This is a genomic window from Gimesia maris (assembly GCF_008298035.1).
Lineage (GTDB): Bacteria > Planctomycetota > Planctomycetia > Planctomycetales > Planctomycetaceae > Gimesia > Gimesia maris.
On the sequence record NZ_CP042910.1, the window covers coordinates 5,365,705 to 5,391,902 of the forward strand.

At 46.3% G+C, this 26,198-nt stretch carries 19 protein-coding genes and 1 pseudogene; 14 read left to right on the plus strand and 6 right to left on the minus strand.

The genetic code is table 11. From position 1 onward, the window contains the following. Positions 1 to 3: 3 nt before the first annotated feature. A complete protein-coding gene (locus GmarT_RS19745; RefSeq protein ID WP_002646763.1) occupies positions 4 to 432 on the minus strand; it encodes a hypothetical protein in 429 nt (142 codons plus the stop codon). Positions 433 to 1,156: 724 nt separating this feature from the next. Next, entirely contained in the window at positions 1,157 to 1,336 is a 180-nt protein-coding gene (locus tag GmarT_RS19750) for a hypothetical protein (protein WP_002646762.1), read from the minus strand. A 537-nt stretch (positions 1,337 to 1,873) separates the two neighbouring features. Here GmarT_RS19750 and GmarT_RS19755 point away from each other — a divergent pair. The 13 genes from GmarT_RS19755 (at position 1,874) to GmarT_RS19815 (ending at position 17,819) form a co-directional block, all read left to right on the plus strand. After that, on the plus strand, positions 1,874 to 2,275 hold the full coding sequence (locus tag GmarT_RS19755; protein WP_002646760.1) for a hypothetical protein: 402 nt from the start codon (positions 1,874 to 1,876) through the stop codon (positions 2,273 to 2,275). Between the two features lie 120 nt (positions 2,276 to 2,395). Beyond that, positions 2,396 to 2,701 (plus strand): hypothetical protein, encoded by a 306-nt coding sequence (locus GmarT_RS19760; RefSeq protein WP_002646759.1) that lies wholly within the window; start codon positions 2,396 to 2,398, stop codon positions 2,699 to 2,701. A gap of 70 nt (positions 2,702 to 2,771) precedes the next feature. Then, a complete protein-coding gene (locus tag GmarT_RS19765; RefSeq protein ID WP_002646758.1) occupies positions 2,772 to 3,080 on the plus strand; it encodes a hypothetical protein in 309 nt (102 codons plus the stop codon). A gap of 54 nt (positions 3,081 to 3,134) precedes the next feature. After that, a complete protein-coding gene (locus tag GmarT_RS19770; RefSeq protein ID WP_002646757.1) occupies positions 3,135 to 4,097 on the plus strand; it encodes an ATP-binding protein in 963 nt (320 codons plus the stop codon). A 158-nt stretch (positions 4,098 to 4,255) separates the two neighbouring features. Then, a complete protein-coding gene (locus GmarT_RS19775) occupies positions 4,256 to 5,410 on the plus strand; it encodes an RNA polymerase sigma factor (RefSeq protein ID WP_002646756.1) in 1,155 nt (384 codons plus the stop codon). A gap of 25 nt (positions 5,411 to 5,435) precedes the next feature. Further along, positions 5,436 to 6,347 carry a hypothetical protein gene (locus GmarT_RS19780; RefSeq protein WP_002646755.1) on the plus strand — a complete coding sequence of 304 codons (912 nt, stop codon included), beginning with the start codon at positions 5,436 to 5,438 and terminating at the stop codon, positions 6,345 to 6,347. Between the two features lie 78 nt (positions 6,348 to 6,425). Beyond that, a complete protein-coding gene (locus tag GmarT_RS19785) occupies positions 6,426 to 10,835 on the plus strand; it encodes a CHAT domain-containing protein (protein ID WP_002646754.1) in 4,410 nt (1,469 codons plus the stop codon). Between the two features lie 507 nt (positions 10,836 to 11,342). After that, entirely contained in the window at positions 11,343 to 12,761 is a 1,419-nt protein-coding gene (locus GmarT_RS19790; protein WP_002646753.1) for an AAA family ATPase, read from the plus strand. Positions 12,762 to 12,773: 12 nt separating this feature from the next. Beyond that, positions 12,774 to 14,861 (plus strand): vWA domain-containing protein, encoded by a 2,088-nt coding sequence (locus GmarT_RS19795; protein ID WP_002646752.1) that lies wholly within the window; start codon positions 12,774 to 12,776, stop codon positions 14,859 to 14,861. Positions 14,862 to 15,213: 352 nt separating this feature from the next. After that, positions 15,214 to 15,768: a hypothetical protein gene (locus tag GmarT_RS19800; RefSeq protein WP_002646751.1), complete on the plus strand. Its 555-nt coding sequence runs from the start codon at positions 15,214 to 15,216 to the stop codon at positions 15,766 to 15,768. A gap of 482 nt (positions 15,769 to 16,250) precedes the next feature. After that, the gene (locus GmarT_RS19805) at positions 16,251 to 17,099 is read left to right on the plus strand and encodes an ISL3 family transposase (protein WP_002646749.1); all 849 of its coding nucleotides are present in this window, start codon (positions 16,251 to 16,253) and stop codon (positions 17,097 to 17,099) included. Then, entirely contained in the window at positions 17,100 to 17,573 is a 474-nt protein-coding gene (locus GmarT_RS30420; RefSeq protein ID WP_369010754.1) for a helix-turn-helix domain-containing protein, read from the plus strand. It begins immediately after the preceding gene. A 30-nt stretch (positions 17,574 to 17,603) separates the two neighbouring features. Then, complete coding sequence (locus tag GmarT_RS19815) at positions 17,604 to 17,819, plus strand: transposase (RefSeq protein WP_002646747.1); 216 nt, start codon at positions 17,604 to 17,606, stop codon at positions 17,817 to 17,819. Positions 17,820 to 19,154: 1,335 nt separating this feature from the next. Here GmarT_RS19815 and GmarT_RS19820 read toward each other — a convergent pair. The 4 genes from GmarT_RS19820 to GmarT_RS30425 form a co-directional block, all read right to left on the minus strand. Next, complete coding sequence (locus GmarT_RS19820; protein WP_002646744.1) at positions 19,155 to 21,356, minus strand: hypothetical protein; 2,202 nt, start codon at positions 21,354 to 21,356, stop codon at positions 19,155 to 19,157. Between the two features lie 930 nt (positions 21,357 to 22,286). Next, complete coding sequence (locus GmarT_RS19825) at positions 22,287 to 22,745, minus strand: YbjN domain-containing protein (protein WP_002646742.1); 459 nt, start codon at positions 22,743 to 22,745, stop codon at positions 22,287 to 22,289. Between the two features lie 97 nt (positions 22,746 to 22,842). Then, positions 22,843 to 23,250, minus strand: coding sequence for a GTPase (locus GmarT_RS19830; RefSeq protein WP_002646741.1), 408 nt, complete (start codon positions 23,248 to 23,250; stop codon positions 22,843 to 22,845). A 620-nt stretch (positions 23,251 to 23,870) separates the two neighbouring features. Next, positions 23,871 to 24,158 (minus strand): SprT-like domain-containing protein, encoded by a 288-nt coding sequence (locus GmarT_RS30425; RefSeq protein WP_081459506.1) that lies wholly within the window; start codon positions 24,156 to 24,158, stop codon positions 23,871 to 23,873. An 889-nt stretch (positions 24,159 to 25,047) separates the two neighbouring features. Between GmarT_RS30425 and GmarT_RS19840 the strand changes: the two are divergent. Continuing rightward, positions 25,048 to 26,143 (plus strand): annotated as a pseudogene (locus tag GmarT_RS19840) (IS3 family transposase). Positions 26,144 to 26,198: the final 55 nt, after the last annotated feature.

The window sequence follows — 26,198 nt, forward strand, 5'->3', positions numbered from 1 at the left end:
CGCTTACCAGCAGAACTTTTTAAGAAGCTGCAGTTCCCACTTTTGAAGGCAAAAAGCGATTGCGGCATCTCTACTTTCAAATGTGGAGATGGTTTCCAGCGGTTCACAGCAATACGGAACAACTCGCAGCCCCTCGATTTCCGCACTGCGCACCAATTGGGTTAGTCGGCCGTCTTCGTGGGCAAGCCAGGGGTGCTGATCGAGATCAATTAACAGGAACTGCAGGGAGCCCTTATCAGCTGCATCCAGTATCTGATCCACCCCAATGCGATCGGACGCTTTGGCGACAATCAAATCAGCCGCGGGGAATTCGCCATAGTAGACCGAATACCAGCAACCTGGATCAGAAGGGGGGATCTTTGATGATAAATCGATCCGCTGCAGTCGAGCCTTAGCATTGGATTCCAGTTCATATTCTTTCAGTGTAGTCATGTTTCCTCCTCAGAATTTCCTGCTTCCTGTTGCGAATGCAACTCATCCTTGATGAGACGGGAAAGAGTGCATTTCTATAGAAATGAAACGATGCAATCTCCAAAGCTTTTAGCAATCTGCTTCGAAAAACTGTCATAAACAGGAAAAAGTACCAATGTGTTTCGTTCTGACCTCTAAAGTCATGCTCCAGGCTTCGTTGTTAAAACGGTTCTCAACCCTGCTTTTTCTCTTGGAAATATCTGAAATTTCAAGATTTAGCTGGAACTTTGAATTTCAGGAACTGGTTCCGATTGGAGCGAGAGGACTACACAAGACTGTGAACGGTGAATCTGACAGCGCAAGCGCTTGCGCATGCTCCACTGTGGGATAAGAATTCAGTCTTTCAGTAGTGCTGAGTAATGGCGGCCGCGGAGCACACAGACTGTTGTAACGAACAAGTTTTGATGTCCTCGATTTCTTTGAAGAAATTCCGATAAAAATGACATCAACCACTAAAGAAACAGTGTTCACAAGCGTTTTATCTTGGTGTTGCTTGAGGAGTGGATTGGTTTGGACTCTGTTTTTTGAGGAAAGAGAGACTTTTGGCTGGCTTGAAGCCAATGCTTTTTTAATTTGGAATCGGACACCCTCAGACCAGGCATGTCTGGCCTGAGGGCCCCTTGTTCATTCGCATTCCAACTGGTTCATGGTTGGGTATAGGGGGGATACACCAAGATCGAAAACTTTACATTGACCAAAACCATTCGTACTGCTGCTCTCTCACATCAATTTCTTGTTCCGTTTTATTTGAGGGAGAAACATGAGGCGTTCCAGTTTGTAGAGCACTTTCGTTTTTATTACCGGTCTGTTGTTCGGCTGGGAATACATCAGCCGTTGGTTCTGGTGTCTGAAGTGACAGATGCATGGTGACATAACCTTCTTGACTTAGAGGGAAACAAGGAGAAGAAATAGATATCGAATGACTGTGTTAGTACAGATCCGATAACGATCAGGAAATCAATACTTTGACTTCACATATGAAGAAAACGCTGAAGGGGAAGATCTCTTGAGCGTTATGTGTGAAGAAATATCTTATTTAGCAGGAAAATATGCTTGCCTGGAAATCAGCACTGCACTCCGCGAATGAGCAAAGACTGCTGATCAAAGATCTGTTTCCGATACCATTCGTACTCAAATACGGAGAGACAAAGAGAAAGTACATTTTTACAAATCGAAGAGCTCATCATTGAGCAGTTTATCTCTGAGTTTTCCGTTGAAAAATTCAATTTGGCTGATTTCTCAGCGAGCAATCTGGTCGGGTTTTATTGCAATTGGACTTCTACTGAACAATATATTTTGGGGCATCAGTCTCAAAATACTAAATATTTCATCAGAAGATGCGTTTTTAATGTGACGTAAGCGGCTCACAATTCAAACTCAAATTTAGAGAAGTAAAATCATCATGCGAAGTCATTTTCTTAATCCACTTTCTCGGGTGTTAGGCACCACTTGTCGTGCCATTAGTGTCACATTCAATTCGTTAGCATCTGCATGTGATGGCAGCGTACGAGAGCATACGGAATCCATTCCTCTTGATCACGGTTTTGTTGAGGAACTCTCATTTCGTGAGGTTATTGAATGGATAACTACTAACGGGCCTCAGAATGTGAAGAGCGTTCGAGCAGTGCTATTGAAGGAACAACATGATCAGTTTCTCAAAGTCGTTACCGCTTTTCTTGATTCCGAGAACAATCTAATTATGGACTCCAGAGGAGTGCCATGCGGACGTGCCCAAAGAGTTCGTAAAATTGATCTGGAACTGTCGGATTATTTCGGTGCTCAATCCATGATCGTCATTGAGTGACATAAATGGGAAGTCACTTTATTCAATACTAAATCTTACGAAGTCAAAGGCGCTCGAGGGGCTGCCACCAAGTTGATTTACCCGAAAATTAACCTTCTTAATTACCAAATGGAGATTCACATGTTTGGAATGATTGGAACTCTTATCAGTCTTTTCGTTGGAGCAGCTGTAATCTATGCAGCAGTCCTGACTGTCAATGCTGTGATCAACTGGTTCAAATCACGCGCATCTCTCGTCAATAGTGATGCTGATAACATCGCATTTACAATTCGCGAAAAACTAAATAACGGCGATTATTCCCTTTATCAGGGCATTTTCAATCAGCGTACTAACACACTTTTGGATGGCCAAAAAATGGTTGGCGATCAAATGGATTCCGAATTGGCAAATCTGCACCGCACTCAGGAGATGGTGGTCTATCAGTAATATCGTAGAGGATATTTCAATTTCCCAACGTCAACAGTCTATTGTTTTTCTAACACATAAGGAGCAGGACATGAGTTTTTGGAGCTTAGTTGGCACCCTAATAACAGGTGCCATCATTGCAGGTATCGTAGTTACTGTCTTAAGTATCGATTCCATTGTTGACTGGTTCCGTGAGCAGCTAGGACATCGTCAAGTCAGTGACCGATTGGCCGTGACAATACTCCAGAACCTGGAACATGGTAACTACCAGGTCGTCCAAGGAGTCTTTAATACTTCAACTCAGGAATATGAGTCACAACGCACAGTCAACTCCAGCGAAGTTGATCAGCAATTTTTATCAGCACACAATGAAGATGGCTTGGCAGTTTGGAATGTCTAAAATCAGTCATTATGTGAATCAACTACAGATATAAAACAATGGAGAGAATTTTTCATGAAAGCTTCACGTATAAAATTTAATGGTCTTTCTTCAGCCTCGGAAAGTGAGCAGGCCATGTTGCGTGCTCGCATAATCCGGGCGGTCGACGATTTCGAGGATCGAACGGGTATGACTGATATTGAGGTTCGAGCATGTCGTCGTAATGGCCATATGCCATCGGGGGTTGCTGATACCTCGGAAAATAAGCTAACCGAAGATTTCAAGTTCGATCTTCAAGCCTGTCAACCAGAGTTCACTTTTGAACGGGTGTGCCTTCCGGAGAAAATCCGCGAAACAATGCTCTCCTCAGTGGCTACAATTGAGCACGAGCGAAAGCTCTTTGAGGAATGGGGCTTAAGTGAGATTCAAGCTCATGCTCGTGCAGCGATATTGTTTAATGGTCCTCCTGGTACCGGAAAGACAGCTACGGCACATGGCCTGGCAAGTCACCTTGGCCAGAAAATACTTAGTGTCACAACCGCAGATTTGGAAAGTAAATACCTTGGAGAAGGCCCGAAGCTGGTGGCGGCATTTTTTGCAGCTGTTCGAGAACAGAACGCCCTGGCTTTCATTGATGAGGCAGACACTCTGCTCGGAAGTCGTATGAAGGTGACTCAGGGCTCTGAACGGGCAGCGAATTCAATGACAAGCCAATTGTTAATTGAGCTGGAAAAACACAACGGTGTAGTTGTGTTTGCCACAAACTTAGTGGACAATATTGACCATGCATTCACCACCCGTGTTTTAAGAATTGACTTTCCACTTCCGGACAAAGGCATGAGGTACGAATTATGGAAAAATCATCTTCCGGAAAAACTTCCATTGGATGGTGTCGATATTGATGCGCTATCAGAGATCGACGGTATCTGCGGGCGAGACATTCGCAACGCGATTGTACTTGCTGCAAGTCGTGCTGTTTCAGCCAAGAAATTATCTGTAGCTCATGATGATATTCTATACGGTTTAAACAAGGCTTAAACTCGAAGGGATTTGTTTCAAGATGGAAGTATAATTCTCTACTTGAGTTATACTTCCCCAGCAATCGCAATACTGTTTATCTCGATTTTAGTAATCTGGTTTTTAGTTTATATCGCGTATGTCACTTGTTTCACTTTGGCTCTGGATGACTGAAAAAGATGGATGAACCGACTCTGAGTAATAATTTAGAAATGCTTCGTGAAGATATGCTGGCGGTTGCAAGAGTGTTTTCTCGTGATATTAATGACGCAGAAGATGCTGTTCAAAAGGCTTATATGAAAGCAAGTCAACGGGTTTCTCAGTTTGATCCTGGGACTGGGTTTGATCCAGGGGCTAGGTTCAAAGCTTGGCTATCCAGAATTGTTCGCCATTGCTGCATGGACATACTCCGCAAGCGTAAACGAGACGAGAGATTGAATCAAAGGCTTAGAGATAATAATGGTGTTCTAGGTCCAGGAGCTGCCCGTGAGATCATTTATGACAAAAATGTTGATGCGACAACTGGCCTCAGTATGGCTAAACTATTCGGGATAACCCAATCATTTTTACTATCCCCCATTGCGGAGTGGAAAGAAAAACGCTCTGAAGAGATTAAGTCAGAGTTGACTTTAAAGGACCCGGATAATCGGGGTACACTCGAAAATAAATTATTTATTGTTGAGAACATTGAATGGGTTCTCGATTCGTCTACTTCTCTGGAAGAAATTCGTTCAAAATTACCACATAATATTCAAGACTCCAGGATTTCACAGATTCGCGTCCCGTTACGCGATGAATTGCGTGGCTACTTATTACTTCATCAGCCGATGAGGGTTCTATGTATATTGGAATTTCCTCCCTGCATAGAAGATAGCGAGACTCGCTCAGAAGCGGGGGTCTTTTTTTCTTTGACTACTGGGGGCGAGAAGTACATCCTAAATGACGAAGGATGTGTGCGTATTGCCAAGTATATAGGAAAAAAAATGAAATGTGCGGATTCAAAAGGAAATCAAATTGAGTTCTTGGCAGATACAATCCTGTTTTCTATTGAGCATAAACAACTACCGGTAGGACGCCCGCATGGTATGAAATTGGAATGGCATTCTCGTATAGGAGATGTCAGCTCAATGGAACACGATGGAAGCAAGGCAAAAAGAATTGACGGAGAGTTAGAGAAAAAACCAGATTGGGGAATACCTCTTCATATTACCATCCCGCCAGGAAGTCCAACAGAAGAAACAGATCTTGTCTATGAATATCGCGAGAACCAGGCTAATACCCGTGAGCGGCAAAGTGGGAATTCCATCGATTTAAATTTGAAAGTCCGCCTTTAAACCTGCCTGAGAGGACGATTAGTTAATGCGCACATCATTGGCAAAAAAACTTGGTTTACTAGTAAACGGCCGACCTATTAATGGTAAGGAGATCCGCTCTCTTCTGCGAGAGTCTATGTATGGCAGAGTCCCGAATCGTTATGTTCTTACACGGGCAATGGAGGCTGCTTTTCTGGACCTTGATACCTACGAATGGTACCTTACACAGGTCGCAATCGTGAAAAATGGAGATTATGTCGATAACATGGCCCCACTCACAATGGACCAGCTCAACGGCATCTTAGATGATGGTTTGCAATCTCTGTCAGATGATGAAATTAGTAAACTGGCTACAAACCCAATTGCCTTGATGTGTATGAGAGACGAAGTCTGGCGGGCCGATGGCGAAGCTTGGGAAGAAGTACAAACTCTCATTGGAGAAGAGCTTCTGGAAATCTGGTCTCCATCAGATGAAACACAGAAAGAGAGCTACCCTGGGATGCTATATTCGACAGCGGCGGGACCGGTCAAGGCCGCTGTTTATGATTCATTTGCCGAACTTATTTTCAAGAAATCAGATGCCTGCCTGGTTATTTATGCAGAGAACTCAATTACCTCTTCAAATGATGTCGGCATTATCTATGTATGGTGCTCGGAAGACGATGATTTACTTGAACTAAAGTTGCGCACTACATCGGGACTATTTGCCCCCCAACCTGGTGACACTGCCAGAGTAGTTATTTGTAACAGCACCGACCCCCCTGATGTAATAGAGTCTCGACTTCGAGATGTTGGTGCAGCATTTAACGAAATGGGGTATGACGATGGTGAGATTATTATCTCTATGACCTTCCCTTTCGGCAAAGGAAAGCATATTGGGCTCGAACTTGGCCATAACTCTTCACCAGGTAGTCGCTCCTCTCGCTTCCTCGTTTTATTCAAACCCAATAGTAAATAGACGGTCTCTTGAGATATCCGATTCGATTTACAATAACTGTTATCCCGATTCCGCTATGAATATCAGGCAGGATTTGCGATGAATACACTCAATATTGTGCCTGTTTTTTGGAAACAGCGGATTTCCAATCAGCTTGATAGCCTGCCACAGGAAAGTAGAGTTATTCACAATATATATTTAGATGCTTTAGAGCATCTTAATGATTGTGTTGTAAGACTAATCGATCGTTCGGAGAATCCGGCAAAAGTCCGTTACGCCCTAAGCTGTTCGGAAGAATCCGATTTTTTACAGTCGTTCCTGTGGTCTGAAAATACTTTTACTCCTGATTTTGCTATCAGGCAAGCAATCGAATGCGATGACATTCCAACTCGCCTTATTCTTTTGGCTTGTTCACTGTCATCCCCCGAAATGTCTTTGCCAGCGAACTCTGAGAAAGGCTTGAGGATAGCAACTGAATGCGCGTGGCTTCTGGCAGCCATGGGTGAATACTGTATTGCTTTCAACTTTCTGCGAAAATCTATCGATGCTTGTTGCCATCTCGATCAGACAGGTATTCGCGTGGAAATCAATGTTAAGAATTCTGTAGCAGTGGCTCTCGCAACTGGATTCGAGTCTCTTTACCTTCTATGTAGACTCGGAATAGATACACTCCAGCCAGAACATGCGTTAGTCAGCATTGAACAATTCCTGGGGTTTTCCAAAGAGGCCCTTCAACAACGGCTGTATGGTCACGATCCAATTCAGTACCTGAGTGACATTTTCGGACAAGCTCCAAATGATGGCCTGGCTCGGTTCCTCGTGTTGTATTCAAAATGCCTGACACAATGCAACCAAGGCGACTTGGCTAACCGTTTTTTACTTGCATCTGTCGGCCTTTATCCGAGTGACTTTAATGGAATGCACGCGATCGAAACTCAGATTGAAGCAATTCTTGCAGATGAAGGAGGAGACCCAACTTCCTCAAAAGTAAAGACCCGATACTCTGGAAATGTGAGTAGCTCGAATTGGCTTCTCGCAGGTAAAAGACTCGGAGTCCGGAATAGTATGTTCCCCAGTACAAAAAGTAAGAATATATTTGAAAAAGTGGGACTTGCAATCAAAGGTGACATTACGCGGCGCTCGAAAGCTTGTCTCGACCCGCCATCGTTATCCGACGAAGATCGGATTGACTTTTGTTTTGCGTTATCCTCAACATTCATTTCAGTGGGGAGGCCCTTAGTAGCCCTTGATGTGTGTGCGGGCTCTCTGTTTCGACAAGGGGTAAGTGAGAACGTTCCAGACGAGCTCAGAGGGGCTGATGAATCAGAGTTATTTTCCGCTGCGCTTGCCACACTTTTTTCTAATGATCGCCTGCGTCAGCTGAAATTAGGTGCACACCTCGTAGGGATCTTGCAGGGATATAGAGGTCATCAAAAAGGCAGGAAGCTCCTGCTTAATTTATTAGGTCTGGCCGACCTTGAGGGGAAACGACATCCGCGAGATCGCATTCGACAATCACTGGATGAGATAGTGCTAATTTCACCAGAACTTATCGTGGTAATCACTGATCAACTGCGAATGGCACTTGAGGCATCCTGTTTAAGGGGTTCTGCACGACTGGTTCTGGAAGAGGCAATTTCAACACTTTTAGAATTAAAGGTCCCAAAGTCACCTTATCTGAATTTTCATTTTGTCAGATTGAGTGCTCATTCTAAGTTTATGACTGGGAATTCCGGCGAATGCGTGGAAATGATTGAAAAGAGTTTAGGCTCACTTAGGACTCCTGGCACTTCCAGAAGGTCCCAACACCATGCTCATGGTCAATCAATACAACATCCTGTATTCGCAAAACATCTTGATTTATTAGCTAACGCCTATCGAGATTGTGGGCGTCTGGAAGATGCTTATCGAATGCAACTAAATCTATTGTGGCAAAGTTCTGAGTCACAAGCTGATAACACGCTTCGATGGGCGGCTATGTCAAATAGTCGTTTTGCCAGGTTAGAAACAACTCGGAACAAGGATTCTTACGAGTTTGAAAGTGATCGCTGGTTTGGTCCACTAGCAACTACAAGAATTTGTCATTTGATCACAGAGGTAGCATCATCCTTGCACGCCGACGACTTGTCGGATGATGCATTTTATGTACTTCAGTTACTGCAGCATAAGAACGCAGACTTATCAGATACGTCCCAGGGTATTCGATTTATACAATTCCCCCTCGTTGCCAGGGCAATTGTAAATGAGAATTCGTATATTCCCTGGCTGCGTTTTGCACAGATTTATGCAACCGTTGTTGAGCAGCTGGGGCTGGTAGACGATGCCGCAAAACTGCTTGAGTCGTTTATGAACTTGAACCAATCCTATTCATTGAAAGAATATCCCCAAACCTGGTGGCTCAGTGAATTGCAAACACCTGAAAGGATAGAGCATCTGTTAACGTGGCTTATGCTTTCTCAAAAGACAAGTGATCCTGATCGGTTACGAATCTGTGACGAAGTTGTGAAAGAAGTACAGGAACTCTCTGAGTTGGATATTCGAGGCTACTCAAACCGAATTGAGTTCTGGAAGCAGCTACAACGCCTTCGCTCCACAGCTCTCACTATAGGTCTTTCTGAGATTAAAGAACCAGGTGCTGGTATCTCATACACTGTGCCTGCTCTCTGTTGCAAGGTCAGTTATTGGCTTGAACAGTTAGATAATCGTATCATTCTTGAGCAAGCCATTTTACTAGACGCAGCGGTAACAAAACGGACTTCCAACCATGTAAGCTTGGAAAATACTTGGACAGATCTGCCAATAAAGATGGATAATGATGCATGGAGTGTAGTTTTAGAAGCTGCTCAGGATACTTATGATGGATGGTTAGAGAACTTGAAAGGTTATTCATTCGATAACGCAGCCATGAAATCGGGTTCCGTGACTACCCATATTCAAAGCAAGGAGTCAGAAGCAGAAGAGAAGATAGAGGCGATAGAGGAGCAATATGTAGACATAGACGACTTGGTCACAGAACGCTATTCAGAGTTGCTTTCTTTTGTGTCCAGTGGGTCGAGCATACCCGCATTACTTCATGATAACAGCACATGGATTCGGGCAGCCTTTGACAATGCGGGTCGTCTATTTTGGTGGGGATTATTCAAACCACCCGGAGAGAATCAACTTAAGTTTCTCGGTATTCATATCAGTGATACTGATGCAAAAGAAGTAATCAACGATGTGAATCTAGAAACAGATGCTTGCATAGAAGCTATCTGGCATGTGGTTAATATAAATCGAAAGTCCCAAAGCAGTTTTTCGTCCCTACCCCCTGATACAGCGTATCAAGATCCCCAATGGCATAGCATTCAAGAACGTATTAGCGAGGCATTAAATCACAAAAACAGTAGTGATGCAGATTTTTTAAAACCTGGCGATATCAAGGCCCTTAAAATACCTTTCCCGCGAATACTAAATCTATTAAGAGCGATCAGGGACGAGTTTTTCTCAGATAATGGGAATTCAGATAATCGTCTATTACGTCTTTATGCTGCCTGGAAGCAATGCTATGAATACCTTTCACAGGATGGCGATGACTCTTCGATAATGCAGTGGAAGGACAAATCTTTGAATAATGTCTGTAGCAGGCAACTTGCCGTATGCAGTTATTTCTTTGATCTGTCTGAACTCGAAAATCATATAGAGAGCACGAGCCAATTGAAAATGCTCTTCTCAGTCGAAGGACCGCTTCACTCAGTACCACTTTCATGGCTATCTTATCGTGGACGACCGATATTTGAAGAAGCGGATGCGACAAATGTTGCCATTTCTCTCACATTGCATCGGCATCAGAGAATGAGAGAGACATCCAAAATGAATCGACCTTCTGTTTTTTGTGGTCTTTGGGAACAACCTGGTCAACGTAAATCATTTGGATTTCCAATACTGTGGCGTGGCGTTCAGAGATGGTCTGAAAAAAATGGAAATGGACGCCATGAGCAAGTATGTTATGGGTGCTGTGATGATCCGCTACTTACTCCGAAGAATTTGATTTCAGCTACCCACTCAAAAAAGTGCGATATTTTTATCCTCGCCGGTCATGGCGTTGATGGCAAGTTCGGAATTGAGTTTTCTGGCGGGCAATCTCATTCACCAGCAAGCCTATGGCGGGGGGAAGGGGATTTTAGTAATTGTTCTCTAATCGTTTTGCTGTCCTGCTCCGTTGGTCGGCTGAGGCATTCCTCAATCACGGATGTCCAAGGATTATATACTCGAATTCTCGCCAATGGTGGCGGTAACGTCGTTGCAGCTAAATGGGATGTTGATGATTGTTACGGAGCATCATTCTTGCTTGAGTTTCTTGATGAATACGCTCTAATTAATCGAAGGAATGAGACTCTTGGAGTCGCGTTCAATAATGCCAGAAAGAAAGCATGGAAGCGGTATCTTTCTCAATTATCTTCAAAGGAAGTTGAGAAGGCGAAATGCCACCATGCAATAGCCGCTTTTGACTATTTCGGGTATGCTTAAACAATTGATCTAGAAGAGGGGCAAATAGTTATTCAACTTCTGAGTGTAAGGCAGGCCGTACTCACTGGTATCACACAAATGCTCTCTTCTCTCGCTTAATCCGACAGGAGCACATGTGCACGTATATGATATAGGTTTACGTCTATTGCCTGTCCTGGCTCTTTGGTCCCAGCCAGCATACGCACATACGCTGGCATGCACCAATGAAGTGCTGGTATGTTAAATCGCTGCGATTGAGCTAAATTATGTCTTCGTGCAAGCGCCTGCGCTCAGTGAGATCGCATGCTTAATGGTCTCTTTCTGTGCCTTCTAGTATTGATTCCGTCATAATCTCTTGATTTTGCACCTCAATACTAAAATCTTGAGCTGTCGTCCGTTCTTCTTGTGGAACGATGCGGAATAGCTAATTGCCGTTCCATTCTAAAAATGCGGACGGCTGTTACCCCTTTACCTGCCGTGCCGCCATTGATTTGACTTTTTTATCATAAAACCTGCACGGAGAAACTCATGGAAACCGAATTCGGTGGTGCCGCGTGCACCAATCTGGAGGAATCTGCCATTTCCGAAAGAAGGGACGTGGTTCGGGATGAACTGCGTGAATCATCAAAAGAGCTCAATCGACTGGACGGGAAAGTGTCCGAATTGCTTACCGAAGTCCAAGATGGTCGTTATTGGGCAGGTTGGGGTTTTAAATCATTCGAAGAATTCGTCCATGGGGAATGTTCTTTCGGTCTCCGCAAAGCGCAGGAGCTGATTCGCGTCCGGAAAATCTTTGTCGGTGAGCTTGGACTGTCTTCCGAACAACTTGAGTCGATTAAATGGTCCAAAGCCGCTATCGTAGCGCGCGTCATAAACGAAGAGAACCGAGACAAAATGCTTGATGCGCTATCAACCGAATCGCTCCGAGAACTTCGTGAACGTGTGCGAAGAATGATCGCGATTCAATCTCACCTTGAGGACTCGTTAGTGGACAATGAGCCGATTATTTCATCTGCAGCAAAGAAGAATGAACTAATCGCGGAATCTTCTTCAGACTCAACAGACTGGCGTCTGCCTCGGCCTGATGAGTCCGAATTCTACGTCTTGCCAGAAATCTGGGAGCAGATCTGCCATACAGCATCTCGTGGTAAGAGTGTATTGCTTGTGGGGCCTTCAGGTTGTGGCAAGTCAGAAATCGTTTACCGCTTCGCAGAGGCAGCAGGCCGCCAGCTGGACCCATTCAACTTTGGTGCGATGTCAGAACCACGTTCTACACTAATAGGCAATACACACCTGGATCGGGAGAAAGGAACCATCTTCCAAAAATCCCGATTTGTCTCGGCCATTGAAACTCCTAATGCTTGTGTTCTTCTGGATGAGATCAGTCGTGCTGGACGCGAAGCCTTCAATATTCTCCTGCCGCTGCTTGACCGCCAGGGCTATCTGGCTTTGGACGAAAGTGAAGATTCAGCCATTATTCATCGAGCAGAGAATGTCTGCTTTTTTGCCACTGCAAACATTGGGATGGAATATACCGGTGCATCTGAACTGGACCAGGCGTTGACGAATCGATTCAGCGTGGTTATTCACCTCGAATTTCCCCCCTTTGAGCAGGAACTTTCAATCCTGCTCTCACGATGTTCCGGTCTGGTTACTGAAGACGCCGAGCAGCTGTTGCAGATTGCACATCTACAGCGGCAGCAGGCCCAGGAAGGTGATTTTTTGACGACCATCTCTACGCGTTCCCTGATTGAAGCAGGTCACCAAGTCGCTGGTGGCATCAGACTTTCGCGTGCATTTCGGTACTGCATCCTGAATCGTTTTCCGGAAGACGGCGGAGACGTAGGTGAGAGAGCCCGTCTTCAGCAGTTGTTCGCTCGATTTGTCGACGAATCGGACGATTCTTCTATCTGTGATTTTCCATTCATTGATATGCCAGGTATTTGAGAAGGGGTAACCATGACCACAACAACCAGCACAGCAGGCGCATCTGATTTCGATTGGTATGCAAGCGCCTGCGCTTTGAACCTGGAACTCGATGTCAGACGTCGTAGCCGATCGACCATATCGTCAGCTTGGGGAACAATAACGGGCAATGAAAATGATGCGCAGATGTTTCGCAAGATTCTTGATGCCGTCAGAAATATTACTCGTAATAACGGATTGCCTCGACACTGTAAATTAGACTTTGCGAATTTATCGGAGAGTGCAGCAGGCTGTGCGGGGTTCACAGACGCTCCAACATCATTTAATGACCCCTTTATCCTGCTGGATAAAGCTCCTTTAGCATCTTGTGATCATTCAGAAGTCCTTTCTGTGTACTGTGGACTTGGGATCCATGAGGCAAGCCACATCCTCCATACTCGAGAGGGATTCTCGAGGTTGGCTGCTGGAACGTCGAAACACAAGCGTGTCTATTTCAACTTATGGGAGGATGAACGAATCGAGGCACTGGCCCGTGCAGAATCGCCAGGCTACGCCCCCATCCTACAGACAACCAAGCATGCTCTCATAGAAAGACCATTACAAACACTTTCCGGGACTTGGGATCCTTTACCTGATATGGACAAGATCGAGAAACTGGTGTTTGCTTTTATTCGCTGCCCGCATCTACTCACGACCGAGATGCAGCAGTGGACTGCAATCAATCATGACTGTGCCTTTGAATTACTTCGGTCAATGTTTCCTTCAGCGCCTTTGAGTGAATCTGATGTAGAAGAATTCGCGATTCGATCAGAATCGTTTTGGCAGAAATATCGTAAACTTTATCCAGAGATTCCAGAGAAATTCGTTGAAAAGCGCCGCGCAGGTGAACTTGACAATAATATGGTCGATCGGACCATGATTCAATTAGAAGCTGATGCCAGAGATCGGGCCTTGCTAATGACAGAAGATGAAGACTGTAGCGGTGTGGTCGATCGCTTGCTTAAGGAAGCCGAACGATTTGAACGCACTGCTGGCATCGCATTTACTGAGGACCGAGAGTCTTTACTGGCGATTTCAGATCGACTTCTTGATCATGCATGTGAAGTTGAGAAGCATGGCGATAGCAGGCACGATCGAGCAGGAAATCGATTTAGTTCTCCTGAAGTCATGAAGATTCTGGATACGCGTGATGGCATTAGTTGCCCACTGTCCGACCAGGAAATTGATGCAATCGCAGAATTAGCCGATGAAGAAGAGCAAGCCGATAGCATAGAGAATTTCGAACCTGATGACGCTTGGGACTGGGACGGAGAACGCAAGACGGTCATTCAAATCTCCCAGGCAACGGAAGAAGCGAAGCGACAGATGACGCTGGATCGAACAGCCGTGCGTCAACACAAAGAATCCCTCCGTCGTACCATTCGTCTAGCTCAAGATCGGCAGCAACGGTTGCTCACGGGACGCACACGTGGACGTGTGAATCCGCGACAGATTTCACGCGGATTTATTGACGAACACATTTTCTGCCAGCGAATGGAAGAGGAGTCTGAGTCAGGACTGGCGTTGTGTCTCCTTTTGGATGAGTCAGGGTCAATGTTTCAGGGAGATCCATCTCGATTCGACAGGGCTCGACAGGTGGCCGCGCTCTTCGTCGATGCATTGGGATCCGTTCCGAATATCGAGCTCGAGGTTTATACGCACTCATCCTGTGGTTTGGAAGAGCGGGACTGTCTGGTTCGATATTGCTTTGGCCGACGCAACCGAGACCTCGCTTGTATTGGCGATGCTGTTGAGGGATTGAACTACGATCATCAGGCGATTCGCACCGCTGGCGAATTATTCCGCAGTAATACCAGTTCTCAACGGCCACGCTGGATGATCGTCGTCAGCGATGGTTCACCAAACGGTGTTGACTACGAAGGAGAGCCAGCCATTAAGGCAACTCGGGATGCCGTGATTCAATTACGTAAGTCCGGGATACGTGTACTGAATGTCGCAATTGAAGACTACGCGTCTGAGCAAATCTTCGGTGACTCATGGGTCTTGAAATTCACTGACATGGAAGAATTCGTACCACAAATGGCTCGACTGGTGAAGACCTTACTACGATCAACAGTTTAATGGGAAATATTTTTGAAGCCATCGGCTCAAAGAAGCAGTAAGAATCTGAAATCAACAAGCTGCCACAACTCGTGGCCGCTCTCAGCCTCGATATGATGCTGCAGGATACCGTCCTCGGAAGGTCAGTACGCTTGCTTGTGATTGATGCGCCAGCCTGCGTATGACAGCAGCGTATAAGTGCTCAATGCACATGCAAAAAAATCAGTATTCAACATTGGTAACTTGAGATGTTTTTATGAAAAATAATGATTATTGACTGAAATATTCGACACTTGGCGCATTTTAAAACGTGGCAAGTGAAATGTGATCACTGCTCATTTTATGAAACACTAAATAGTCGGAGAATTAAGAGATGAAAAAACATGAACTGATCAAAATTGTGGCAAGTTTAGTCGTATTCTTATGCCTGGCAACCCTTACCGGTTGTGGACATGAATCAGTGTCCCTTGCAGACAACGCAGTGCCTGAGAAGGACGAAACTAAGGAGAGTCTGAAATATCGAAGTCCGGAAGCCGCAGCCATTCTGAATGCTCTGAAAGAGGATAACCAAATTGTGTCGAAACTCAACCTGACTGAAGATGTAAAAACTCAGGCCATGGTCGAGTATATTGTTGGCGGTATGAAACGCGTGGACATTTCAGAATGCCCCTTAAAATTTCGTAAGGCATACTCCGATCATATTGCCGCGTGGCAGAGAGTGCTTCGCACGGTACATGAATATTCACATGTCATCCCGACGATGAGGGAATGGATCAAGGTTTCTGCCCTCCATGGTACAGAGTCCCGTACTGAACTTGAACGCGAAGTATTTGCTGCATTAGATGATATCGATTCAACATATGACGAATGCGTAAGCATCGCCGCTGATTATGAGATTAAACGCTCCGAATATAGAACGAAAGACTAAATGCGCGTTGCCCTGAATGAGAAAAGGAAGACTTGTCTGGTGTGTCTGCTCCTGTTTAAGGGGGCGGACGCACTTTTCGATGAGTCTTTTTGGTAAAGCGTCTGGTGTCATCCTTGCGGCACGTCACTCCATACATCATCCCATCAATATTATTAGATTTATTCTCTCTCCACCTCCTTCCAGATCTGTAAAGTCATGCTGATTTTCTGGTAAGCATATTTTCTCTCACAAAATACATTCTTTTCCAAAAAAGTCACTGAAATATTCTTCCACTCAGGCTTTTTCCTTATACCTGAAATCAAAGTTCTGGTTGCCAGGCTTTGACCGATGGAGTTGTGCATGGAAATGGGGTTCTCCCGCACTTTTGATGATCTGACAATCTTATAATCCGTATAATTCGGGGGTTAGTTCCTGAATAATGGAGTATTATGGATGTCTGATTTCATTGTGTTCCCCAAATTCATGGATTGATAATTTAACGGATGGTCCAATATGAAAATCGTTTACTGATTTACCTTCGTACGGTCAATCCCCAAGCTTGTTGCCCTGAATGCCAACAGAATTCTCGCCGTATCCACAGTCGATATACACGTTCGCCGAGTGACCTTCCCTGCGTTGGTCAAAAGACACAGCTCATTCTCCAGGTCCGCCGGTTCGTCTGCATTAATAAAAGCTGTAAACGTAAAATCTTTACAGAACGTCTTGTTGAACTGGTCCAGCCTTATGCCAGAACAACCATTCGGCTCTCTAAAGTTCAGCGACAGATCGGTTTCCTGCTGGGGGGAGAGCCGGGAAAACAACTTTCTCGTTTTTTAGGAATGCCCTGCAGTGCAGATACTCTCTTGCGACGAACTCATGCCGGTTCTCGACCAGATCACTCATCTGTTCGGGTATTGGGAGTAGATGACTGGGCCTGGCGACGCGGGCAACGATATGGGACGATTTTGTGTGATCTGGAAATACGTCAGGTCATCGATCTTCTTCCGGATCGTACATCAGATTCTTTGGCAAACTGGCTGGCTTCACATCCCAGCGTGGAAAATATTAGCCGTGACCGTGGGGGGGAATATGCCAAGGGAGCAGTTCAAGGTGCTCCACAGGCGATCCAGATTGCAGACCGCTGGCATCTGTTGAAAAATGCCCGTGAAACTTTACATAAAGTCATTGACCGACATCAGAAGCAGGTCCGCGAAAGTGTCAAACTGGTTACTGGGCATGAATCTCAGTTTTCTCCCAATCAGCCACACGATTCTTTCCAAACCAGCGGTTCCTCTACAAGACTCAACGCTGAAAATCTCAGCCGCAATAAAAAACGGACGATGTATGAATAGATTTGTAAGCTACATCAGAGTGGGATGTCTATTCGTAAGATCGCCTCTGCGCTTCAAGTCGGTCGGAGAACAGTAAGACGCTATTTACGCCCAGACTCTTTTCCAGAACGGGCAAAGCGTTCTGGGACAAATTGCCTTAATCCTTACCTGAATGAACTACAATCAATGTGGGATGCAGGAGTGACCAGGGCAACGGATTTGTGGAGGCGATTGAAAGATCAGGGATTCCCAGGTTCTTACTCTGTGGTGAGCCGAAAGGTCGCACTCTGGAGAAAGAAACAGCAGATTTCGGGAAACTGTCAAAGCATGCTAAACAATGTGCGGTCGGTGCCGCTTCCATCTTCCAGGCATCTTTCCTGGTTACTTTGGAAGCCCATTGATAAATTGAAACGTAAACTGGTGAAGGAACTCTTAAGGGCACAAAAGATCTTTCAAACGCCCCAACTAATTCGTGAATTTCAAGCATTAATTTAGCAGAAAGATAGCACGGGCTGGAACGATTGGTTGGAGCGGTCCTGTTCTGAAGATGCTCCCATCGAGATTTGGCGTTTCGGAAAGAATCTCAAACAGGATGGACAGGCTGTGAAGGCAGCGATGGAATCAGAATGGAGCAATGGTCAGGTAGAAGGCCAGGTCAATCGGTTGAAAATGTTCAAACGGCAGATGTACGGTCGGGCAAGTTTTGATTTGCTGAGAGCACGGTTCCTGAATAATGCCTAATCATCAAAAGTGCGGGAGAACCCCATTTACATGCACATCTCCAACTAATGCCGCTCGCGACTTGAACCCGTTAAAGAGTGCGTACACAGAGAGCACTGCCTGGTAGATTACGGCAGCTCCAACTAATAGACTGATTCGGGTTGAAATTCCGAATCCAAACATTGAGGACTCCACATTGGTAAGGTTGTAGGTGACAGCGGCATCATTCGGACACCGCCACTGAATGAACGTTCGAGCGTGGCGAAAATGAAGCTTCCTAAAAGAGAATTCCGAGAGATTTACTTAAAAAACGACCATCGAAGGATCGCCGTAGAACTTGGACAGTTCCTGGTCGAGAATCCTGACTTGTTGTGCTCGACCACAAGGGGTTCCATCAACCCACCTTCAGCATTGAGGTACACTGTAGTGACTTTCACAAGCCCGACGGACGACAATGATTGTTCGTGTACCCTGAACTCGTTGCTGCCGCCGAAGAAGTAGAACAAACCGCACCTTTGTTCAGAGTGAGCAATCCGGCAGGCCTCCAGCGTCAGTACCTTGGCGACCGCTTCGGGACGGCCACTCATCGAACCGGAAGTGTCCACGCAGACAATAATCGGGTCGCGAATTCGCTTCTTGGGAGGAGGTTGCTACTCTTCGACTTCAACAGAGGCCCGATCGCTGTTCGACTGCCAAGGCAGCCAACAGCATTAGCTTGATGTGCTCGTCTCGCTCGATGAGCCAGAAGGAAAGGGATGTGGTCAGGGAATGAGCTTGATGAGTTATCATTGTCATTATGCAATTCAACTCCTGTTGTAAGTATGGCCTGTGGTTAGCTCATTACTCGGCCGTCGCACTTTGGACATGCGACAACTCCACTTTTGTCACATGTATAACAGCCACTGAATCACCGTTCTCGAGCCCCGAACCATAATAATCCGGACACTAGAAGCATCCATAGCCCTAACATTTAGAACAGTCAGTCGGGCCACAGACCCGGCTATAATTCTCAACCTCATCCAGCAGGCGATAGAGAGCCCGATGCTCGCCCGGACTCACCGATCGGATTCTTCCAGATACGGCACATAGCCGCTGTATTGCTTCAAGCAGATTTCGGTGATGGAAGATTGACAACTTGTCCCCTGCTGCAATGCGACTCAATGGATGCTGGATATCCCCAAAGATCCGCTCGTATTCACTTTTGTCCCACCATTTGTGAATGACGTGCAGTCCGATCTAAATGGTGGCGTGCTCGACAAGTCCCATGACAGGTTCTCCCTCTTTGTTGATGCTGAATATGCAATTAAAAATTAAATCGCGGATGTATGGCAGTGTAATAATGGAAAGTAGGCCAGATCAGCAACTACCCCTACTTAATTCGTCACAAATGGTTGAAAGTCTCGTCAAGGCATCGTATAGTTCTTGCTCCTCATCGGATCGCTTCGGCATTAGGGAATCCCGGCGGCGGCGTAAAAATTGACGCCATTCACGTTGAACTTCGGGCGGGAGAATCAGACGGTCATAGATATCCCACACGAGGCCCCAACAAAGATTGGAAGGATAGGCTGCAATTTCCTTGAGTTTGTTCTGAATGAGAGCGATGGCCTTTTCCTTTTCTCTCTTGAGAACTGACTGAAGCTTCTTGCAACGCTCGCTTGATACCGATAAGGAGTTCTGCGTTGAACTCTGCGCTCCGAGTTCGCCAAGGAAATGGTCAGGGTGTAGCGGTTCGAGCCCATTCCATACTGCATAAAGAAAGTGTGGGAATTCTATTCGGAAGTCCGCTACCATGCGGCACACAGTTGCTATGCGAGGACAATTACCAGCAGATTCGAAAATTGTAGCTAACTCCGAAAATGCCGTCGATGGGTCATCGGTTGTCGTCAATTCAAGTATCCCAGTATTTGACAGGGCGTCGCGCAGTCGGATCTGCCATGAACGAATCACTTCGCGGCCCAACTCTCCTCTAATTTCGCCAAAGATTTCGCCAATTTGAAATCGTAATTGCTGTGTAAAATGGTCGATCGTACCGCCAAACTCGTGATCTCTTGCTCCTATCTGGTACGAGGAGATCTCTTCAGGAGCAGGTACAGGAACGTCGCGAGTGGCTTTTTCCGTTGCCTTTCCGATCTTTTCAAGAAAGTCAGAGTCAGGTTCATCATGCAGAGTAAGGGATTCTTCCTTCAATTTGAACAATGCCCGACGAAATTCCTCCTGGCTTTTCTCGAACCACTCTGCAAACACTTCTTCGACATCGTGTTGAGTGATCTGAGCGTTGACCACTGAATCGATCTCATGCAGAAGTCGATTAAAGGACTCGGCAGCTTCGTCAAGCCTACTTGCAAGCATGGTAATTCGCCGCGAGTCAATATCTGGGCATTTATTAACTAGCCGTTTCAATAATGGAAGAATCACCGTTTCATGCAATTCACCCCTGTTGCTGCAGTCAGCAACCACAATTGTGTCTGAAGAAATACCACGATTCAGAGCCTTTTGATATTCGAGGTTACAGATCTCTGCATTCGGTGCATGCTCCTCTAATCGATTCAGAACAATGGTCAGGATTTGGGACAATGAAATTCCAGAACTGAGTTGCTTTTCGATATGATCGTGTAGTTCGCTGTCAAACTTCTCTGGCCTCGGTCGGAGAGGGTCGGGGCGGTCTATCCTCAAAACAGCATCTGCCTGTTCATCGATGTATTTGGAAAGGCTTTCTAACTCACCAACGCGGTGGCTTCCCAATCCCGGTGTGTCGTAGAGACGGACCTTTTGAAAATCCTCGAGTGGAATCAACGTCTTCAGTTGCGTTGAACGAACCGCCATGCAACGCCAGTCTGCATTCCCATCATGCTCATTGGGATAGGTTGTCCATCCGGGAACTTCATTGATGCTGATGGGAGAAGTTTTTCCCGTCAAATGCATTTTAAAACGGTCTAGATAAGTATGAATCTGCAGAAGATGCTCATATCGCCCAGTCTGAAGTTTCTGTGCTGCATTCTTTTTTCCGATAAGGTCAGCTACATTTTCCAAATCGGGCAGATCCATCGACCGAAATTCTTCCAACGACTTTGGTGGAGTGTTGATCGAGAAAGAGTGAAAATACGGCAAGACCCTTTCCCGGAAGAATTCGTCTTTGGAAAATGTCGTGACCGCATAGGTTCGTTCTGACTGGGAGTTATGGTTGACTTCTACAATGGTACCTGTGCAGTGGTCTCCTTTTCGGGAGATTAACTCAGTGTCTGGTAAGCCCGTCAGAGTAACCAATGTGCGGCTCTTACCTGTTCCAGCCAGACCGAATGTTAACAATGTCAGAAAATCTCGGCTGAAGCGGTCTCTTAGTGATACCAGAAGTGACTGGGTAGATGAGATTTGTTGAATGAGCTCTTTAGCGTGTTGGACTACATGGGGCAAGCCTACAATTTGCAAGTCTTTTTCCATTTCGCATATTCGCGAGATGCACCGCTCTTGAGCTTTTGCTCTTTCGATTTGCTGGTCGACTCGAGGAATAGCTGTTTTGCGTGCTGTAAGAATTTGGTCAATCTTAGTCGAGATACTCATGTGTTTCTTTCGTTGTTTTTTTGTTGAACATTATCAAAAGTTAGATGTTTTTTTGATGGTCTTGCACGAATTGTTTTCTACACCCCTTGTTCACAAATGCGCGATACATATTATCGAGACTGGACCTGACGTCCTAGCTCTCTTTAAAAACATTGCGATCGAAGTCTTCGATTCACTGCTTGGTTATTCGTCTTTCACGGCCTCATACTCTGAGTTATCGTATGAATTAAATTAGCGCTTCCAGTCATGATTCGAACATTCAGTACTTCGCTATCGCGCCAGAGTATCGCGATAGCGAAGCATGTCAGTGCCGAAATCGCGAAAATTAAAGAGCACCCATCACTCTCGGACGATATCACGCTCGGCGTGAATCGCATCCCTCATGTGAGTTTTTACTTCCTCAATCGAATATCCGACGTCTTTTGTGTAGACACATTCGCTTTCAAAGCGTATGCGTGTTGTGTGGTATCGACAGGGTAAGACTGTCAGTTTGTACTTTCGAAAAAACGTGCTGGTCTCCCGCCTTTCAAGGATGGGCTGGGGCTGAGGATACTGATCATCTAGTGAAATACCAAATCCAGATTCACAAACTCCTGAATAGTAAGTTAGCGACAACGCAGTGACCGTCACGATATGAAAGCCTGTCCTTGCGGCATCAATTTCATCGAAATCTTCGAAAAGTTTCAACGGCAACATAGTGTCTTCGCACTGCTTTGTTAATAATTCGCGAATAAAATGTTTGGCCCTAGTATGAGATGGGGCAGAAACATGAGTATGATCGTGATTCTTGATGACGTATAGCTTCATGATTTCAACTCTCAGTATCTATATTGACAAAAGAACCGAGTTGTGGATGCCGAAGAATTCGTCTTGTTCGGCACTTACAGTCCGAACTAGCTGGGCGTCAGATCGCAACCTGATTCCATAATCTTAAGCCCCAGATGCTTCGACACATGCCACTGCTTCGGCTGGCACTTCATTTCCATAGATCACTGCCAGAAAGGCGGGCATGTACTTGTCCAGCATCGCAATCGGCGTGAGAACAACACGGCTCAGCACATCGTGTCCCGGCAATTCGCCATCAAACGGTAGTGCGACGTGAAACCGGACTTCACCGTCGCTCATGTCGAGTTCGAACTTGCCGATGATTAGACCGTAATTCGCAGCAGCGATAGCAACTGCGATGTCACTCCTTGCCCCTTCCGGCACGGAAATGGGCGACACGCCGAAGACCTGGACATGACGCCCATCTTCGACTTTGATTAGCATCTGATAAGTGGCTTGCTTGCCTGTGATGTTAAGGAGGATCACCGACTTGTCTGGGATCGCATCATACTTGAGGTCGTGCGATTCGAGAAAACTGACTATGTTATGAAAGTTGCGGGACATTGTTTCACTCCTATTGGGTTCGGTACGGGAGGGATGGCTCAGACCAGATTTAGTGCCGATCTGAATCCGACGCTTCTAGAACGTGTCAGGTAGCAGTTTATTTAGGCTGTTGCGGATGAAAAATTCGTAAAATGTAATTTTTCCTTGACGGTCGTCCCGCAGTATCCTTCTGCCCGCCTGTAACAGTTCTTAGGTGCCGGCGGTAGAGTTCGAGATATTGATCTTCAAGGTTTAAGGCTTCGTCAAGCTCGGGGCAGTCAATGACTTGCAGGCTGACTGGTTCTCCTAACGTCGCTCTCTGTTTCATCGTCAACGCGATATCGCTGCAGTTAAACTCCTTGGTACAGGCACGAATGTGGCTCACTGGAAGGAGCGTCTTAAACAACCGATTGATCACTGTACTCTTGCCTGGCCCAGACAATCCAATCATCGCAAAGGATGGAGATTTTCGGCGGACTTCCGTCAGCATGGCTTCCACCATTTGTGTCAAATCTAGTTTCTTCATCGATAATATTTACTTAATCTTTCGTGGTTCGTTTGGAGCCGGTGCATCTCTCTTACTCGGTGTATTGAATAAGCACAATTACGATTCCCACGACGAATGCCGCGATCGGATCAATCAGTCCCAGGAAGAAGGAGCGATCAGAGTTGATGTCAGGTCGGTCATGTTAGGGCGGAGCAGCCTGGTCAAAGACTCGATGGCCACAACAGGCCAGCTGGTTTGTCCACCGACAATATAAAGAGCCTATCGAAGTGGGATCTTGCTTCGTGGAAGGTTTGCCCACCCATTCGTTAATCCAGTCCACACCCCAACCACATGACAGGTTGGTGGCCGTACAAACTGCAACGGCCCAGATCGCATTTCTGAAAGCGATTACTGATGGATTTCAATCATCGTAGCTGGTTGAACGCATGGCTTTGTTTCTGTTGTCTCGATTCATCTCACCATTGCTTGGAACTCATATTCAAACGAAATATGTTGCGATATATGATGACGGCAGTTCCGAAAGACCGGCGATGTGGAACGTCTCACCTTTACTCAGCCTTTAAGATTGACGGGCTACTCAACTGCACTGCATCCGAACAATCCCTCGGCCATCGTCAAAACACGCCCCGCAGATGGGACTAAGACCGAGATTGCCCTGCCTCCGGCCAATCGGCAAACGCTTGAGCGAATAATCCATCTTCAATTATGCAGTGGGGCATTCGCTGGCCCGTACGTTTTCCCATCAAGGTCCCGTCGTGTCTTGGACTAAGACCAATTCGTTCCATCTCGTCAGCCCATTCTTTGTTGTGGTAGCCCTTGCGTGATTGCTTACCGAAATGTTGCTGCCAGATGTGAGCCATTTCATGAACTAATGTGGAAATTGCGTCTCGCTCGTTGCTAATCAGCCATTCGGGATTCAGAGCAATTTCGTCGAGTCTCTCGTCGCCGTATTTGTAGAGGAACTGACGGGCATGGAAATATCCGAGTGCTCCTCACTTGCGATGCAACAGGATGATGCACTGTGGCAGCCCTTCGGCCCACAAATCGAAATTTAAGTGATCGTAGGCTGATTGAAGAGCGTTGTAAGTCTGTATGCTGGGTTTCGTCTCCACTGATCTGACTTCTGTTGTTCCGTACGGAACACTGATTTGCCGTCTGCCTCATCGCTCGTCGATTGGCATGTCTGGACTGCTCAAGAACTGCCGAATCACCTGTGACGCTCGTCTTTCCGTCACAAAATTCTGATCTGCTTATCGCGGATTACTTAACAAGAACGTGCAATCAAACCAGAATTTAAGCCGGTCAATGTCACGATTCGGGTAGAAAGACGAAATCCTGTCAAGGAGTGGTCTGACTCGACCAGTATTCTGTGGAACTCGGGCTGGCGGTCAGATCTCTATCCAGATGTGGGCAATTTCCAACTACGACATCACGTTCAGGTGCTTCGCATCCGACATCAGGGCCACATACCGACGGCGGAAGCGCCGGGCAACCTCTTCTCGGATCTCCGGAATCGAAACCGATCCTATCGAGACCGCTTTTACCGCGATTCGCTCGATGGCGACCACCTCTTCTGCCATACGATGAAGCCAGCCATCATTGACGATCAGCTTGTCGTAGGTGTTCGATGATCTAATACACTTGAAGCAAGCAAGACATGAATCGCAGCAAGATACACATAGAGTTCTGGAACTGACGGGAATGTAATTAGAATTCTTTATGGCGCATGAATTTGTGACCTTCCCCCGATTCCTGATCCATGCGGAATGCGAGAAATTTTGTTATCTTGTATTTTTCGTAGGAGGATCAGACAGCATGAAACGGAAACGGTATTCGGAAGAGCAGATTGCCTTTGCTTTGCGGCAGCATGAGTCTGGTACTGCGGTGGCGGAGATCGTCAGGAAGATAGGGATCACCGAAGAGACCTTTTACCCTGTAAGAAGAAATACGCCGGTCTGGGCGTAGCTGAAGTCCGCAGACTGAAGCAGTTGGAAGAGGAAAACCGGAAGCTCAAACAACTGGTGGCTGACCTGAGCCTGGACAAGAGCATTCTCCAGGACGTTCTCAAATAGCTGTAAGGCCCGCTCGTCGTCGTACTCTGGTGCAGGAACTTTAGGTTTCCTATGAAGTCAGTGAGCGGCGTGCCTGCCAGGTGCTTGGCTTTACGCGAGCCAGTCACCGTTACCAGAGTGTTCTTGATGAACGGGCCGAGCTGCGGATGCGACTGCGCGAACTGGCCACCATTCGTGTGCGCTATGGTTATCGGCGGCTGCATATCCTGTTACTGCGGGAAGGCTGGTGTGTGAATCACAAGCTGGTGTATCTCCTCTATTGTGAAGAAGGCCTGCAGATGTGGCTCAAAACGCCTCGCCGGAACAAAAGCTGTGCCGTTCGCCGTGAGTGTTCTCCGGCCCAACAGTCCAATGAAACGTGGAGCATGGACTTTATGGCCGATCAGTTGTTTAACGGGCAGCGGTTCCGGCTGTTGACGTTAGTCGATAACTTTAGTCGTGAGAGTCTGGTCATTCAGGTGGGAACACGGCTGACTGGAGATGATGTGGTGGCAGCTCTGGATCGCGTCAAAGCGGCTCGAGGCTGTCCCCAGTCAATCCGTGTGGATAACGGCCCCGAGTTCATTTCAAAGAGTCTGGACTGGTGGGCTTACTTCAACAACGTGACTCTGGATTTCAGTCGACTGGGAAAACCGACCGACAATGCGTTTATTGAATCCTTCAACGGTCGACTGCGACAGGAATGTCTGAACCAGCACTGGTTCCTGTCACTGGAAGACGCCCAGGAAAAACTGGATTCCTGACGGAAGGATTACAACGAGCGTCGTCCCCACAGTGCATTGGGCAACAGGATACCTCAGGAGTTTGCGAAGTTTTCAGACCAGGCATGCCTGGTCTGAAAACCCTTGTTCACTCGCATTCCAACTGGAACAAGGTCGGGGGCAAGGTCAAATT